Origin of the sequence: Marisediminitalea lipolytica (assembly GCF_001758465.1) — a bacterium.
GTDB classification, from domain to species: Bacteria; Pseudomonadota; Gammaproteobacteria; order Enterobacterales; family Alteromonadaceae; genus Alteromonas; species Alteromonas lipolytica.
In genome coordinates this window covers 578,948-594,336 of record NZ_MJIC01000015.1, presented here as the reverse complement: position 1 = coordinate 594,336, position 15,389 = coordinate 578,948, and the positions used below count along the sequence as shown (strand labels likewise).

Genomic DNA, 15,389 nt, shown 5'->3' with positions numbered 1-15,389 from the left:
TATGAGCTCACGCCGTTCGCTATTGTTTGTACCCGGTACCCGCCCCGAGCGCTTTGATAAAGCGCTGGCCAGCGGTGCGGATGTAATCTGCATCGATTTGGAAGACGCCTGCTTACCGGACGAAAAAGCCGGTGCCCGTCAGGCAGCGCTGGATTATATCGCCGCCTCTGACAACCCGGCATCTTTAGTATTGCGGGTGAATTCACCGCGCACGCCATACGGTTTTGAAGATATCGCTGCCATTATCGCCCGCGACGATTTGCCTGCACTTACCCTCATGTTGCCGAAAGTGGCCACCGATGTGGATGTACAAATTATCGATCAGGCGCTGGCACACAAGTCTGTTGAACTGATTGCGCTGATTGAATCGGCCGAAGGTGTGGGCAATGCAATGGCAATTGCCAAAGCCAGTAAACGCCTGGTAGCGCTGATGTTTGGCGGCGGTGATTTATCTGCCGAGCTGGGCACCACCCTGGACTGGGAGCCAATGTATTTTTCCCGTTGTCAGCTGGCCGTTGCCGCGGCCAGTCAGCAACTGGAACTCATCGATGTGCCCTACCTCGATGTTCGTAACGACGAAGGCCTGGCCGCAGAAAGCCTGCGCGTAAAAGCGCTCGGGTTCACCTGTAAGTCAGCCATCCACCCTAATCAGGTGGGCATTATTAATAACAGTTTTACCCCCTCAACCAGCGATATCGCAAGGGCCCGCAAAATCGTTGCTGCTTATAAGCACTGTAACGGTGGCGCGCTGCTGGTAGACGGCAGAATGATTGATCTGCCCTTGGTACTGGCCGCCGAACGCACCGTCGGTATCGCAGAAAAACTCGGGCTGTAACGCAGTAGCGCACATCCGAATAGCTATTAAAGAATTGGAGAATTAACCATGTCACAAGGCTCGAAACAAGTTGGCGAAAACCGTTACCGCGAAACCTTTGGTCGCTACCTGGAAGATTTTAAAGTAGGTGATATCTACGAGCACCGTCCGGGTCGTACCATTACCGAAACTGACAACACCTGGTTCACCCTGCTGACCATGAACACTCACCCAATGCACTTTGATAAAGAGTACGCCAAGCACTCTGAATTCGGTAAGTGTATTGTTGCCAGCCCCTTCACGGTGGCACTGATGGTAGGCATGAGCGTGAGTGACGTATCGCAAAAAGCCATTGCTAACCTGGGCTGGGACGACATCAACATGACCCACCCACTGTTTGTTGGCGACACCCTGTACTGCGAGTCAGAAGTCATCGACAAGCGTGAATCAAAGTCACGCCCTAATCAGGGCATCGTTACCGTTCGCACCACTGGCTTTAACCAGGACGGCGTAAAAGTAAGCTCGTTTATCCGTAAAGTGCTGGTAATGCGCGAAGGCAACGATGCCGAAGGTAAAGCGAACTATTAATTGCTAAACGGCTTGCCAGCAGGCGGGCCGACGATAACAACGAATTTCAGGCGGAGAAAACCATGAGCTGGACTGCAGAAGACGAAATTGCCATTCTAGATACCATCGATAAGTGGATTGAAAACGATGTAAAACCCATTGCTGATGAGCATGACCAGGCCGACGAATACCCACATGCGCTTGTTGATCAGATGATTGAACTGGGCCTGTTTGGTGCCACTATTGGTGAAGAGTACGGCGGTCTTGGCCTGTCGGCGTCACTGTACGCGAAAATCGTGGTCAAGGTGGCCGGCGCGTGGATGGCACCATCGGGTATTTTTAACTCACACCTGATCATGGCCTCTGCCATTGAACGCTCTGGCAGCGAAGAACAAAAGCAAGACTGGTTACCACAAATGGTTGCCGGTGAACTGCGCGGTGGTATCGCGCTGACCGAACCAAACGCCGGTACTGATTTACAGGCTATCCGCACCCGTGCAGTGCGCGACGGTGATGAGTATGTCATCAACGGTGCGAAAACCTGGATCACTAACTCATTAAACGGTAACTGCTTACTGTTACTGGCCAAAACCGACCCGGAGGCTCAGCCACGCTACAAAGGCATGAGCATGTTTATCATCAAAACCAAAGATGAAAACGGTAATCCGCTGCCTGGTTTAACCATTAATAAAATGAAAAAGCTGGGCTACAAGTCCATTGATACCTGCGAGCTGACCTTTGAAGATTTCCGCATTCCGGCATCCTGCCTGTTAAAAGGCGAAGGTGAAGGCTTCTTTATCACTGTAGGTGGTCTGGAACTGGGCCGTATTAACGTAGCAGCCCGCGGTGCCGGTATTGCCGAAGGCGCGCTGAAGCTTGCAGTGCGTTATGCACAAGAACGTGAATCCATGGGCAAAGCAATCTGTCAGCATCAGGCTATTCAGCTCAAACTGGGTGAAATGGCATCTAAAGTAGAAGCTTCTAAACTGCTGATTGAACAGGCGGCCAACAAGTTTGACGCTCACGAACGCTGCGACATGGAAGCGGGTATGGCCAAGTACTTTGCTACCGAAACCGGCGTGTTCTGTGCCAACGAAGCCATGCGTATTTTTGGTGGTTATTCTTACTCCATGGAATACCCAATCCAGCGTTACTACCGTGATGCCATGCTGATGTGTATCGGTGAAGGTACCAACGAAGTACAGCGCATGATCATCGCCAAACAGCTGATTGAGCGTAACAAGATATGAGTACGGGAATGAATAAGCCGGCACCGCTTAAGGGCATCCGCATTATTACCGTGGAACAATACGGCGCGGGTCCTTTCGCGTCGATGTTCCTGGCTGATCTTGGCGCCGAAGTCATCAAGATCGAAAACCCGGCAAGTGGTGGCGACATCGCGCGTAAATCCGGGCCGTTCTTTTTGGGCGACGATGACAGCTTATTCTTCCAAACCTTTAACCGGAACAAGAAAAGCCTGAGTCTTAACCTTAAACACGAGGCCGGACGCAAGATTTTTCATGAACTGGTGGCCTCTGCCGATGCGGTAATGAATAACCTGCGTGGCGATCAACCAGCCAAGCTTGGCCTTGATTACGCCTCGCTACAATCGGTCAACCCAAAGATAGTATGTGCTCACTTATCCGCCTACGGGCGGGATAACGAGCGCGCTGGCTGGCCGGGTTATGATTACCTGATGCAGGCCGAAGCAGGCTTTATGGCATTAACCGGTTCACCGGAAACCCCGCCAACCCGCTTTGGTTTATCCATGGTGGACTTTATGACCGGCGCTACGGTATCCGGCGCGCTGTTAGCTGCGCTGGTTGGCGTACTTAAGCACGGTGAAGGCCGCGATGTGGACGTAAGTTTGTTTGATGTTGCCCTGCAACAGCTTACCTACCCGGCCACCTGGTATTTAAACGAAGGTTATACCACCGAGCGTATTGGCCGTTCTGCCCATCCATCCACCGTGCCTTGTCAGCTTTATACCTCTAAAGACGGCTGGGTATTTGTAATGTGCATGACCGAAAAGTTCTGGCAATTAATGATCGAAGGCATTGGCAAGCCGGAGCTGGGTGAAGACCCGCGCTTTGCTACCATTAAGGACCGTCAGAGTCAGCGTGCTGAACTTCAGGCCATTCTGGATGACGCTTTTGCTGCGCAAACTACCGACCACTGGGTACAGTTGTTCGGCGGTAAAATCCCCATTGCCCCGGTGTACGAACTGGATCAGGCACTGCAAAATAACTACGTAGCGCAGATTGGTATGTTGCAGCATTTACCCCATGCACAGAATCCGGATATGCGCGTTGTTGCCAGCCCGGTTAAGCTGGATGGCGAGCGCCCTGATGGTAAAGCTTGCTCGCCGCTGGGCGCGGATACCGATGATATTCTTTCATCACTCGGTTACTCTGCCGAACAGGTATCAGAACTTAAAGCGCAGGACGCTATTTAATTCTGCCTGTTTACTGCGCTGCCTTAACACTTCGGCAGCGCGGTTATTCTTCCTCAGGTTGCGCCAGCGGAAAGGTTAAGGTGAACCGGGTAAACTGCCCTAACTGCGATTCACACTCAATCTTGCCGCCAAGTCGCTGCACAATATTGTAAACCACCGACAAGCCTAATCCGGTGCCTTCGCCTACGCCCTTAGTGGTAAAAAACGGGTCATAGATTTTTGCTTTTACTGCTTCAGTCATGCCGGGGCCGTTATCACGCACAGTCAGCTTCAGACCATCCGCGCTTTCTTCGGCACCAATAGCAATCTCCGGCGTTTCGGTACCGGCATCCACTAACGCCTGCAACGCATTTTTAATCAGGTTAATCAGTACCTGCTCCATTAACCCTGCATTGGAATAAAAGGCTTTATCAAAACGGATGTCCTGCTTAACAGTAACCTTATCGGCCAAATCGTACCTGAGCATTTTAAGCGTGTCAGACAGCACAACAGAGATATCAATTTTTTCTTTTTGCCCTTCATAATTGTGGGAAAAGGAGCTTAAATCGGTAATGATATTCTTAACCCGCTGCAAGCCGTTAAACGAGTCAGCCACGATGGCGCGAATATCTTCGAGAATAAATTCAATACCCGCCTGCTCTTCAAATTCAGCAAGATGCTGTTTTAGGGCGGTGGCTTTTTGGTCCTGCTGAATATCAATAGAGGTAAGCAATTCCGACTGCATTTCCTGCAGTTTAATTATGTTATCCAGATAACTGTCCATTGAGGTAAAGTTACTGATCACAAACGACAGCGGATTATTAATTTCGTGGGCTATGCCCGCCGCCATGCGCCCGATACTCGCCAGTTTTTCGTTATGGGCCAGTGCCTGTTTGGTACTTTTTAATTCCAGTAAGGTATCTTTTAAGCGGGTGTATTGTTTTTTAAGACTGGACTCGGCCTGCTTACGCTCCAGCAGCACCGTAAGCTGTTCGGCAGCTTTGTTGATAATGTTAATCTGCTTCATGGAGACCCGCGCCATTTCGGCTTCCGGGATCAGGAAAAACAGCAAGCAGATAACCCGGTTATACACCACAATGGGAAAGGTGAGGTAACTACCAACCGATGTTTCAACGCGGGCTAACAGCGCGTCTATCTCACCGTTATCCTGCAGCAGGTTTATCTGCGGCTTTTGCTCAGCAATGGCCTGAGATAAACAGGCCGGCAGTTGCCCGTTTGCCACAATCGCCTGCATCTGTTCGGCTAAATGCTTTTGCGATGTATCGCGGTTTCTCACCCGGTAGCGGGATTCCATTTCGATATAAATTTCAAAATGACAGGCAGCATGACAAAGCTTAGCCAGTGTTTCAGCAAAAGTGCTTAATAAGGTGGTGATATTTTCATCTGCGCGGGAAAAGCGGGTAATACACACCAGCATTTCGGTTTCGGCATCATGCTGACGGTAGTTGTTTTCGATATAGCTAAAAGTGTCCAGCTCGCGGTTAAGCACGCTGCGATTAAACTGATGTCTTGCCGGATCCGCCGTCAGGCAGGCGTTAATCTGAAACTCTTCCAGCCAGGCCACTTCATCGAGTTGCTGGGCCGGGTCGTGCAGCAGTACAATACGGGTGTCGCGGTTAGCCATGCCCTCGCGAACATACCGGGCTATCTCCTGCCCCAGATGAATATCGTCATCGCTGCCAATACACAGCACAACCATCGCGGGTTTATTATTGCGCAATTTTTTACGCCCGTTGCGCAGACTGTTTATCGTCTCATAGGTTTGCCAGTGCTCAGGCAAATACCCGCTTACATCGCGACTTTGGGTTACCACATAAATGGGATTTTCCATTCGTTCACCACAAACTGCTGTTTGGAAATACTCTGCTATAGTTGAAGAATAGGCAGCAAAAGTCGTATCCGCAAACTCGCGGAAAATGCACCTGGGAGGAGTTTAAATGAGTTTGGTCAGACTGGTTTATTACAGCCGGGCATCCCGTGAGATGTCGCTGGCGGATCTTAAATCGATTCTGGAAGTAGCGCGGGATAACAACAGTGAGCTTGAGGTGTGCGGCATGCTCGCCTACGAAAAGCAGTATTTTATTCAGGCGCTGGAAGGCGAGCGCAGTGTAGTTAACGAACTCTATCTGGATATTGCTGATGACCCCCGCCACGACGAAATTACTATTATCAGCTATTCCGATATTACCAAGCCCTGTTTTGAAAAGTGGAAGATGGGCTACGCCGGCAGCAGTGCAGAGTTTCATAAATTACTGTCAGAACTTGGTCAGCACGAATTTAAGCCCGACAAAATGACAGCCGATCAGGCCGAGCAATTTTTACGGCGTTTAGCGTCGCACCAGTCAACCATCTAACGCCATGACATAGTCTTACTCCCAAGGAAGTATTTTCATTTGATTTACAAATCAATATCATTTTACTAACAATCTGACAGGGATATCATTATGACATCAGCGAAAACCGCGTTACTCTTTGCTACCAGCCTTACTGCATTTACCACTCTGGCCGGGCAGCCGTTGCCAGCGCCAACCGCATCCAGTGAACTCAGTTACGAGGCTTACGTTAGCAGCACTAAACCCATTAAATGCTTGTACGGTTATGCAGCAGAAAAGGTGGGTGACCATGATGCCGCTATCGCCATCTTTGAAGACTGTATTGAACGGTTTAACAGCGTGTATTCCATGATCTGGCTGGCACAAATTTATGATACCGGCGTAGGGATCCCACGAGATGAAAGAAAGGCTACCGCGTTAATGCGCCGGGGCGCACTGACTGATGATGAAGCAGGTTACTCAGCACTGGCAAAATATCACTATGGCATTGCGCTTATCGAAGGCAAAGGCACCGCGGTAGACCGCACCGCAGGCATTAACTGGTTAAAGAAAGCCAGTGCCGCCGGCGTGGAAGAAGCGACTTCCTACCTAGACACTCTGAACTAACCAAACATATCTTAACAAGCCTTCTGCGGCGGCGGGTCGAACTTGTTTTCGCCCCGCTCACCTCACCTTTTATCTTGTTCGCTGTCCTGATAAACCGGTTTTAGCTATAGTAATGACAATTTAAAACACCATCTGTGTGCGCAAAAATTGCGTTTAAAAGCAATGGAAATTGTACAAAAAAGCAGTAAATGATATTAACCTATATCAATATGACTTTATTTCTTTTATAGTAATCTTATTCCATCTTTTAGTCGCAGCAAAACCACAAGGAGTTGCTTATGAGCAGTAACCGTAAAGTCCTACCTACCTGGGACAAAGTGGGAAAACATGCGCTTTTCCCCGAAGCCAAACATGACGAAATTGCCCGCTTTAACTTTCTGGCCAATCTGAACAATCATTTGTCTGGTCAGGTTTTACCTGGTGTAAAAGAAGCTTACGAACAAAACGCGTTACCTGCGTTCAGAGCAGAGCATGGCAGAGAGCCTGAGTCACGTCACGAAGTACGTGAGATGATGAAAAAGCAGCCTTTCTATCAACTGTGGAGCGCACTGCGCCGCAGCACCATGGAATGTCGTCAACAGGCCGGACGCTCACTGGTTCTGCGTCAGATTGACCGGATTAATGCCGCCGCTGCCGAATTAAATAATGGCGCAGAAACTCTGGTACTGAACCCGGAAACGCAAATCCCGGATTACGTTACCGTGGTCGATACTCACTGTATGCCAGGCAGCTACCACACTTCCGTAGTGGAAGGTGATGTAAGCGCCGGGGCAAACTACGACAGCGGTTTATTTGTTACCACGGTAGGCCAGCTCGGCTCGATGACCGATGGTGGTGGCCGCGCCATTTGTGACTGGCTGAAGAAAGATCACGCTGACTTTAAACCTAAGCGTATTCTGGATATTGGCTGTACCATTGGTCACAACGTTGTACCTATTGGTCAGGCCTTCCCGGATGCCGAAATTATTGCCATTGATGTGTCTGCACCGGTACTGCGTTACGGCCATGCCCGCGCGAAGTCACTGGGCGTGAACAACATCACCTTTATGCAGGTTAACGCCGAAGACTTGTCGCAGTTTGCTGACGAAAGCTTTGATCTGATTACTACCAGCATGGTGTTGCACGAACTGTCTGCCCAGTCTATGCCGAAGATCCTGAGCGAAATCAGCCGTCTGTTAGTACCCGGTGGCTTATCGCTGCACCTTGAGCAGCCGCAATATTCTGGCCGTCCGGTATTTGAGCAGTTTATCCGTGACTGGGATACCTGGAACAACAACGAACCGTTCTGGGGTGCGATGCACGATGTGGATTTAGTCGGCATGATTGATTCTACCGGCCTGCCTTCAGACTTACAGTTCTCGGCAGCGGTCACCGCCAAAGTAGATGAATCTATCTTCCCGAAAACCGAAACTGGTGATAAGACCGAAGACTACGGTCGCGCCGCCGCCTGGAACGTATTTGGTGCGTGGAAACCCGCAGAAGCAGCTAAACAGGAGTCTGTAGCATGAGTGTAGATTATATTGCCGATGCCGGCCGTAAAGCCAAAGGCCAGCGCCCTTACTTTCTGGAATCAGCGCAAACTGAGCAACTGCTGAATATCACCATGGCGATTGCCCAGGAGCTGGCGGTAACCCGCGAGCGTATGGACACCATCGAACGCCTGCTGGAAGCCGGTAACGGTGTGACCCGAGAAGCGATTGAAAACTACAAACCGGATGCCGCAGCTGCCGAGCAACGCCAGACCTGGCATCAGGAATTTATCTCGCGCATCCTGCGTATCGTGCAGCAAAGCCGCGAAGAGATCACTGAAAACACCAACGGTCAGGCCGATATGGAAACCGTAGTGAGTCAGGTTTCTCAGTAATCCCCGTTTTATAGCTTTCCTGAAGCCCTCGTACTGAGGGCTTTTTATTGCCTGCAAGCACCTGTCATCAACGCCCGTTTAAGATAAAAGCCGGTAGCCTATATTGATGTTTACCGAATAATATGTATTATTGTTATTACATTATACTTTGATTGGTTTTTCAGGCTCATGGCAACCACCTTGCTAACCGAACTCGTTCCGTTATTAAAGCGTCCCGTTAGCGACGAGGATCGCCTGCGCGCACGCCTGCATACTCTCGACTGGCTCGGCTGTGCTGTGCTTGGTGCTACCACTGAAACCGGCAGCAGGCTGGTCGCGTTGCAAAAAAGTCTGAGCAGCAGCGGCCACATCAGTTTAACCGGTGGCGGTAAAGCGGATTTACAAACCGCGCTGTTGTACAACGGCGCACTGGGTAACATTCTGGAAATGGATGATGTGCATCGCACCTCGATTTTGCATCCTGGGCCGGTGGTGATCCCGGCGGCAATTGCCGTTGCCCAGCATATTGGCGCTACCCAGGAATCACTGCTTAACGCCGTGATTGTGGGTTATGAAGCCATGATCCGTATCGGCCGCAGCTTTGGCCCCGCGCATTATCAGTTCTGGCACAATACCTCTACCGCAGGGGCTTTTGGTGCCGCCGCTGCCGCCTGTGAATTGCTTAAATTAAACGACTCACAGTGGATCAGTGCCTTAGCCAATGCCGGTACCCGCACCGGGGGCCTGTGGCAAATGCGCCATGAAAGCACCCAAAGTAAACAATTACACAATGGCTGGGCAGCCCTTACCGGTGTGCAGGCCGCAATGGCTGCGCAAGCCGGTATCGAAGGCCCTGCGAGTTTGCTGGAAGGAAAGCAAGGCCTGTTAGCAGCCACAGCTGAAGGTGGTATTCCGGAAGCGGTGTTAAGTGAAGCTGATGCGCCCTGGTTACTCTGGCATTGCAGCTTTAAACCTTGGCCGGCCTGTCGCCATACCCATCCGGCTATTGACGCGGCGTTAAGAGTGGATATTCCAGCGGCTGAAATCGAATCGGTCACATTGGAAACCTATGACGACGCGCTGCGCTTTTGTGATAACCCTAATCCACAAACCGAGCTACAGGCAAAGTTCAGCTTACAGCACGCTATCGCGGTGACACTGCTGCGAGGCGAACCAGCGCTTGAAGATTTCAATGCTGACAGCCGTAACCACCCTCAACTGGTTGAATGGCGCGATAGAATATCAGTGCGTAGCAGCCGCGTTCGACAGTTAGCGTATCCCAATGCTTATGGTGCAACACTCACGCTTTCGCTAACCAACGGCCAGCGCAAGGTTATTGAGGTGGATGATGTACTCGGCGATCCAGGCAATCCCATGAGTACCGGGCAAATTATTGCTAAAGCCAGCAGCCTGTTTAAAGCGGCCGGTGTTTCGCTAAACCACCAGCAGGATTTAATGAGTGTATTAACCGAACAGGATGATGCGCTATGGATTGACGCGCTGGCCGATGCGTTGCCTTCTCTGGCTGCCACACAAGAGGCTGTACAATGAGTCAGTCATCCCTAACGCAACTGGTTGATTATGCTCTGGCGCAGCGCTATGAAGAGCTTGATGCCCGCACCGTTAACGCACTTAAAACTTTTATTCAGGACTCCTTAGGTGTAGGCATTTGCGGTGCCCGCGTACCGTTTGCGCAAAAGTTAAAAGGCCTTTGTAAAAGCTGGGGGCAAGGCCAGGACGCCCAGGTATTTAATACCGGCGAATGGATGACCGCGCCTTCTGCCGCCATGATTAATGCCTGGCAGATTCATAATCAGGAATTTGACTGCGTGCACGAAGCCGCCGTTGTGCATCCCATGGCCGTCATTCAGGCCGTGCTACTGGCATTCAGCCAGCGCAGAGGCAATATAACAGGTCAGCAATTTATCACCGCTGTGAGTGTTGCAGTGGATGTAGCTACTACCATTGGCAGCGCAACCCGTTCGCCCTTAACCTTTTTCCGCCCGGCCTGGTGCGGTGCACTTGGCGCAGTATGCGGGATGGCCTGGTTAGATGGTCTTAGCAACGAACAAACCCAACAAGCCCTTGGCATTACCTACAGTATGCTGGGCGGCACCATGCAGGCCCATGTGGAAGGTACATCCATGCTGGCTATGCAAATTGGCGTGGCTGCCCGCAGCGCGATTAACGCTTATGACTTAGCTGCCGCTGGCCTTGATGGCCCGGTAGATATTCTGGATGGCCCCTTTGGCTTTTTCTCACTGATTGAGCGGGAGTCAGACTTCCCCGCAGCCATGCAGGAATTGCTCAGTGAGCACCGCATTAATCAGGTATCACACAAGCCGTTCCCTACCGGCAGAGCCTGTCATGGTGGACTGGATGCCTTGCAGGTTCTTATCAGCCAGTACGGCGTTAAAGCCAGCGATATTGATAAAGTTACCCTGTTCGCACCGCCGTTGATTAACCGCTTAATTGGTCGGCGACCCACGCCAGAAATGGCCGTTAGCTATGCCCGATTATGCTTTGCCTACAGCGCTGCGACCTTATTTATTGATGGGGATGTAGCGGTAGATTGTTACGACGAGCACAAACTGCGTAACCCCGAACGCCTGGCGCTGGCCGAAAAGTTTGTTGTGGTGCTGGATGACAACACCGACCCGAATGCCATGAGCCCCCAGCGCATTGAAGTGGTGTTAAACGATGATCGCGTGTTGCAACACGATATCCCCAATACATTAGGCAGCCCGGCACGGCCGCTTAGCCGCGAACAACACCTGAATAAATTTATCCGTTGCTGTAAAGCTGCCCCACAGCCGCTTAACAACAGCCAAATCCAGCAATTAATCGAGACCACCGATGCGCTGGATACCCTGAATAATATCGACCTGCTGCTCCCACTGAGTGTGCCGGGTGACAGCCCCGAGGAACAATGATCATGACCTACCCCACTTATTTTGAAACTTTTGATATTAAAAAGATGCTTGCGGACTATCCGATTGGTGATGCGCTGTGGCAAAAATTTAAAGGCATGAGCCGTGATGAGCTGTTTGCCATTCAGAACGAACGCTTTAAAAAGGTTATGGACCGTGCCTGGCAGGTGCCGTTTTATCAGCGTCACTGGGGTGCAGCCGGGGTTGAGGCAGGCGACATTCAGAGCCTTGAAGATATCGCTAAGCTGCCGACCTATTCAAAATCAGACTTAATGAAGAGCCTGGAAGAACACCCGCCACTGGGCGATTTTAGCGGTATTAACACCTACACTAAGGAAACCCGCCCATCGATGGTATTCCATACCACATCAGGCACCACCGGCACACCACAGCCGCTGATGTTCGGGCCGTATTCCCGCGAAGTACAAAACTTGCTGTTAGGCAGAACCTATCGCTTCCAGGGCTTACCGGCGGGCTCTACCGTACAGTCCTGCTACGGCCACGGTATGATCAACGGCGGTCACTACATTCGTGAAGCGCTGATCCACTTTACCAATGCGATTTTCCTGTCGGCAGGTACCGGTATTGAGACCCGTTCAGTGCAACAGGTTAACCTGATGCGCGACTTTAACGTTAACGTACTGGTAGGCTTTGCAGACTACCTGAAACGTCTGGCTGATGTCGCCAAAGAGCACGGCATTGAACCGGGCAAAGACATTAAGATTGATATGATTTCCGGCCATTTTGGTCAGGAAGGGCGCGAAGTGATTGCCGAAGCCTGGGGCGGCCCAGAGCTGTTCGACTGGTACGGTATTGGCGATACCGGTGCGATTTCTGCGGAAGGCCCGGATCATGATGGTCTGTACATCTGGGAAGATGCCCAGTTTGTCGAAATCCTCGATACCGAAACCGACGAAGTGCTAAGCGGCGAAGGCGTGTTTGGTAATCAGGTGGTCACCTGCTTATTTAAGGATGATATTTACCCGATTATTCGCTACAACAGTAACGACGTAACGGAAATCATGCCTTACAGCAACAGCCTGGACCTGCCGTTCCGCCGTACCCGCGGTTTTATGGGTCGTTCAGACAACATGGTAAAACTGCGTGGGATTAATATTTACCCTACTGGTATCGGCCCGATCCTGGACTCGCATAGTGCTTTCGCTGGCGACTACATCTGCGTGGTAGAACGTGATGCCAGTGGCCGTGACGAAATGATTGTGCGTGCCGAAGCCAAACTGCACGGCGAACAGTTGCATAACGAAATGAAAGCATTACTTAAACAACGTCTGGGCATTGAAATGCAGGTTGAGTTAACCGAACCGGGCTCACTGGCAGCCCTTACCGGAATAGACAGCCGTCAAAAGCCAATCCGTTTAATCGACAACCGTTTCAAGAAGTAAGCTGATGACCACCGAACAGCGCGCACTATTACTAAAACAGGATGCCACTACTCAGGCTAAGGCGCTTGTAAGTGGCGACATTACCGCCAGCGATTTGCTTGAACTTGCGCTGGCAGCAATAAGCGAGCAATCGGCGCTTAACTGTTTTATCCATATTGATAGTGAGCAGGCCAAAGCGGCAGCCGCGCAAAGTGATGCGCGCTATGCCAAAGGCAAACCGCTAAGCGCTGTTGATGGTCTCATCGTCGCGGTAAAAGACAATATCGACGTGGCAGGCATGCCTACCACAGCGGCCACGAATACCGTGCTACATCAGCCAGACACCGATGCACCGGTTATCGCAGCCCTACGAGCGGCTGGTGCGATTATTCTTGGCAAACTCAATATGGACGAACTAGCGCTGGGCACCGGGCATAATTACCCGCACCATGGCCAGTGTTATAACCCTAACTATCCGGAGTTAGTACCGGGCGGCTCAAGCGGTGGTTCTGGCGCAGCAGTGGCTGCCGGGCTTTGCTCTATGGCGCTGGGTACCGACACCATGGGCAGCGTGCGTATTCCGGCCGCCTGTAATGGTCTGGTGGGCTTAAAACCTACGTATCTTGCCATCAGCAACGAAGGCAGCGTGCCATGCAGCCAGGCCCTTGATCATATCGGGCCGCTATGCCGTTCATTGCGCGACCTCGACCTGTGGTTGCCAGTGCTTTATTCAGCAACCAACTGGCAGCATCGCAGCGAAAGCCACCCTGTGCCCTATTTGCCGCAGCGACCTAAGAACCCCGCCTTAAGTATCGTCGTGGTGTCTAATTTAACAGAGCTGGTCAAAACCAGTGAAGACGTAGTAAGTGCCTACCAACACATTACCGAACAGTTACAACAGGATGGATACCGGGTAATTAAGCAGCGTCTTGATTTTAATCCCGGTAAGCTACGCCGCGCCGGGTTAATTACCGTAGAAGCCGATATTACCTCTGCACTCTCAACCTTTGGTGCGAATACAGAAACCGATGTTTCCAGGGGCGTGCAATCTATGCTGGGTTGGCTGGCAAAACAGCCGCCGCATATGGTGTCAGACGCACACAACAGCTTACGCACTATCGGCAATGCTCTACGCGCGTGGTTGTGTAATAACGATGTACTTCTGCTGCCAACCATTTCCGAACCTGTGCCGAAAGTAACGGATGCGCCACCAGCAGGTTTTGCTGATTTAACCTCACTGGCCAATGCCGCTGGTATGCCCGCTATTTCGATTCCAATTGGCCGCGACAGCCTGCGCCGCCCCATGGCCATACAATTGCTGGCACAACCCGGACACGACGCGTCACTGCTCGCCGCAGCGAAGCAATTACAGCCCCTGCTGACTGTTTGATAAATAGTTTCGTCATCCCCGAATTTGCACAGCAAATATCGGGGATCTCCCAAACCAGTTAATAAACGTGATACAGCCTTATTAGTGTTTTTGTCATCCCCGAATTTGCGCAGCAAATATCGGGGATCTCCCAAACCAGTTAGCAAACGTGAAACAACCTTATTGAGGTATTCAGAATGTTAAGGAGATACCGGATAGCCCTTACAGGCCTTCCGGCATGACGGGATGTTTTGGTGCCGGAAATCCCCTAAAGAACTTCCAGCGCCACGGATTGTTTTTGAGGACGTCGTCTATCCAGCAACCGACCACAAAAACCAGCCGCGATTAACCAAAGTATGATGAGTTCAGGCTCAGATACCGCAGCAGGCGACTCAGCTACTGGTCCCAACAGCTCAGGCCGACTTATCTCATCCACAAAACTGGCCTTTGTCCACTTTCCAGTTGGTGGGAGACCATGAGACGCATGGAATGCCGTATAATCTACTCCGGGTAATATGCCCGCATTCCATGATGCGCGGGAACCATTACCTATTGTGACAATCCAAAAATCCGGATCCAAAGCACTTGGGGAAAAGTGTAAGGAGTTGATTGTGGTGTACCTAGGGCTAATATCTGCGTTGTCACCATCTAATCTACCAATCAGGAATTGTTCCCTGTTAATCCCCTCCAGCGTCGTGTCGGTATAGGTAGTAGTGCCGTTTGTCCAACTAAAGTAACCCACAAAGTCCTGGGAAATGTCCGCCATCTCAAAATAGGGGCTGGTGTGGTACCAATTAATATCGTCCCAATCAACCCAAACGGAGCCAGATAAGTTCCAGCCCCCAACGCTCGAACCTCCTACATCCATCTGTATGAACGCCGCTTTACAGGTATTCATTGATATCATTGCCCACAACAGGCCTAAAAGTATCAGTCTCATCAGTTCTCTCCATAGTCAAAATTGAGACGTCTTTTAAGGGCATAACCAGTCCCTTGAACAACGCCAAACAGGTATCGTGATGGAAAAAATAAGAGATGAGGGCCTGAAAACTCCTGCTAAAAACCTAAAAAAAAGCTAAAAAATTCGCGA

At 51.0% G+C, this 15,389-nt stretch carries 14 protein-coding genes; 12 read left to right on the top strand and 2 right to left on the bottom strand.

The features are described from left to right. Position 1: 1 nt before the first annotated feature. The 4 genes from BFC17_RS17155 (at position 2) to BFC17_RS17140 (ending at position 3,836) form a co-directional block, all read left to right on the top strand. Entirely contained in the window at positions 2-835 is an 834-nt protein-coding gene (locus BFC17_RS17155; RefSeq protein ID WP_070177702.1) for an HpcH/HpaI aldolase/citrate lyase family protein, read from the top strand. A gap of 48 nt (positions 836-883) precedes the next feature. Beyond that, on the top strand, positions 884-1,402 hold the full coding sequence (locus BFC17_RS17150) for a MaoC family dehydratase (protein ID WP_070177701.1): 519 nt from the start codon (positions 884-886) through the stop codon (positions 1,400-1,402). Between the two features lie 62 nt (positions 1,403-1,464). Continuing rightward, entirely contained in the window at positions 1,465-2,631 is a 1,167-nt protein-coding gene (locus BFC17_RS17145; protein WP_070177700.1) for an acyl-CoA dehydrogenase family protein, read from the top strand. An 8-nt stretch (positions 2,632-2,639) separates the two neighbouring features. Further along, positions 2,640-3,836 carry a CaiB/BaiF CoA transferase family protein gene (locus tag BFC17_RS17140; RefSeq protein WP_070177699.1) on the top strand — a complete coding sequence of 399 codons (1,197 nt, stop codon included), beginning with the start codon at positions 2,640-2,642 and terminating at the stop codon, positions 3,834-3,836. Positions 3,837-3,879: 43 nt separating this feature from the next. Here the strand turns inward: BFC17_RS17140 and BFC17_RS17135 are convergent, their stop codons facing one another. Continuing rightward, complete coding sequence (locus BFC17_RS17135) at positions 3,880-5,667, bottom strand: sensor histidine kinase (RefSeq protein ID WP_070177698.1); 1,788 nt, start codon at positions 5,665-5,667, stop codon at positions 3,880-3,882. 106 nt (positions 5,668-5,773) lie between these two features. Between BFC17_RS17135 and BFC17_RS17130 the strand changes: the two genes are divergently transcribed. The 8 genes from BFC17_RS17130 (at position 5,774) to BFC17_RS17095 (ending at position 14,320) form a co-directional block, all read left to right on the top strand. Then, positions 5,774-6,190: a BLUF domain-containing protein gene (locus tag BFC17_RS17130; protein ID WP_070177697.1), complete on the top strand. Its 417-nt coding sequence runs from the start codon at positions 5,774-5,776 to the stop codon at positions 6,188-6,190. Between the two features lie 90 nt (positions 6,191-6,280). Further along, positions 6,281-6,775: a tetratricopeptide repeat protein gene (locus BFC17_RS17125; protein WP_070177696.1), complete on the top strand. Its 495-nt coding sequence runs from the start codon at positions 6,281-6,283 to the stop codon at positions 6,773-6,775. 278 nt (positions 6,776-7,053) lie between these two features. Further along, positions 7,054-8,283, top strand: coding sequence for a class I SAM-dependent methyltransferase (locus BFC17_RS17120; protein WP_070177695.1), 1,230 nt, complete (start codon positions 7,054-7,056; stop codon positions 8,281-8,283). After that, positions 8,280-8,639, top strand: a complete 360-nt coding sequence (locus BFC17_RS17115; protein WP_070177694.1) for a hypothetical protein — start codon at positions 8,280-8,282, stop codon at positions 8,637-8,639. Before BFC17_RS17120 ends, BFC17_RS17115 begins: the two co-directional genes overlap by 4 nt. Positions 8,640-8,807: 168 nt before the next feature. Beyond that, entirely contained in the window at positions 8,808-10,169 is a 1,362-nt protein-coding gene (locus BFC17_RS17110; RefSeq protein WP_070177693.1) for an MmgE/PrpD family protein, read from the top strand. Then, positions 10,166-11,551 carry an MmgE/PrpD family protein gene (locus BFC17_RS17105; RefSeq protein ID WP_070177692.1) on the top strand — a complete coding sequence of 462 codons (1,386 nt, stop codon included), beginning with the start codon at positions 10,166-10,168 and terminating at the stop codon, positions 11,549-11,551. Before BFC17_RS17110 ends, BFC17_RS17105 begins: the two co-directional genes overlap by 4 nt. Positions 11,552-11,553: 2 nt before the next feature. Beyond that, complete coding sequence (locus BFC17_RS17100) at positions 11,554-12,951, top strand: phenylacetate--CoA ligase family protein (RefSeq protein WP_070177691.1); 1,398 nt, start codon at positions 11,554-11,556, stop codon at positions 12,949-12,951. A 4-nt stretch (positions 12,952-12,955) separates the two neighbouring features. Further along, positions 12,956-14,320, top strand: a complete 1,365-nt coding sequence (locus BFC17_RS17095) for an amidase (protein ID WP_070177690.1) — start codon at positions 12,956-12,958, stop codon at positions 14,318-14,320. A gap of 247 nt (positions 14,321-14,567) precedes the next feature. Here the strand turns inward: BFC17_RS17095 and BFC17_RS17090 are convergent, their stop codons facing one another. Beyond that, complete coding sequence (locus BFC17_RS17090; protein WP_070177689.1) at positions 14,568-15,239, bottom strand: hypothetical protein; 672 nt, start codon at positions 15,237-15,239, stop codon at positions 14,568-14,570. Between the last annotated feature and the right edge of the window lie 150 nt (positions 15,240-15,389).

Bases quoted from the DNA above. Each gene is read 5' to 3' on its own strand.
- BFC17_RS17100 (WP_070177691.1), top strand. From the start codon at position 11,554: ATGACCTACCCCACTTATTTTGAAACTTTTGATATTAAAAAGATGCTT.
- BFC17_RS17090 (WP_070177689.1), bottom strand. From the start codon at position 15,239: ATGAGACTGATACTTTTAGGCCTGTTGTGGGCAATGATATCAATGAAT.
- BFC17_RS17145 (WP_070177700.1), top strand. From the start codon at position 1,465: ATGAGCTGGACTGCAGAAGACGAAATTGCCATTCTAGATACCATCGAT.
- BFC17_RS17150 (WP_070177701.1), top strand. From the start codon at position 884: ATGTCACAAGGCTCGAAACAAGTTGGCGAAAACCGTTACCGCGAAACC.
- BFC17_RS17155 (WP_070177702.1), top strand. From the start codon at position 2: ATGAGCTCACGCCGTTCGCTATTGTTTGTACCCGGTACCCGCCCCGAG.
- BFC17_RS17135 (WP_070177698.1), bottom strand. From the start codon at position 5,667: ATGGAAAATCCCATTTATGTGGTAACCCAAAGTCGCGATGTAAGCGGG.
- BFC17_RS17125 (WP_070177696.1), top strand. From the start codon at position 6,281: ATGACATCAGCGAAAACCGCGTTACTCTTTGCTACCAGCCTTACTGCA.
- BFC17_RS17140 (WP_070177699.1), top strand. From the start codon at position 2,640: ATGAATAAGCCGGCACCGCTTAAGGGCATCCGCATTATTACCGTGGAA.
- BFC17_RS17120 (WP_070177695.1), top strand. From the start codon at position 7,054: ATGAGCAGTAACCGTAAAGTCCTACCTACCTGGGACAAAGTGGGAAAA.
- BFC17_RS17130 (WP_070177697.1), top strand. From the start codon at position 5,774: ATGAGTTTGGTCAGACTGGTTTATTACAGCCGGGCATCCCGTGAGATG.
- BFC17_RS17105 (WP_070177692.1), top strand. From the start codon at position 10,166: ATGAGTCAGTCATCCCTAACGCAACTGGTTGATTATGCTCTGGCGCAG.
- BFC17_RS17110 (WP_070177693.1), top strand. From the start codon at position 8,808: ATGGCAACCACCTTGCTAACCGAACTCGTTCCGTTATTAAAGCGTCCC.
- BFC17_RS17095 (WP_070177690.1), top strand. From the start codon at position 12,956: ATGACCACCGAACAGCGCGCACTATTACTAAAACAGGATGCCACTACT.
- BFC17_RS17115 (WP_070177694.1), top strand. From the start codon at position 8,280: ATGAGTGTAGATTATATTGCCGATGCCGGCCGTAAAGCCAAAGGCCAG.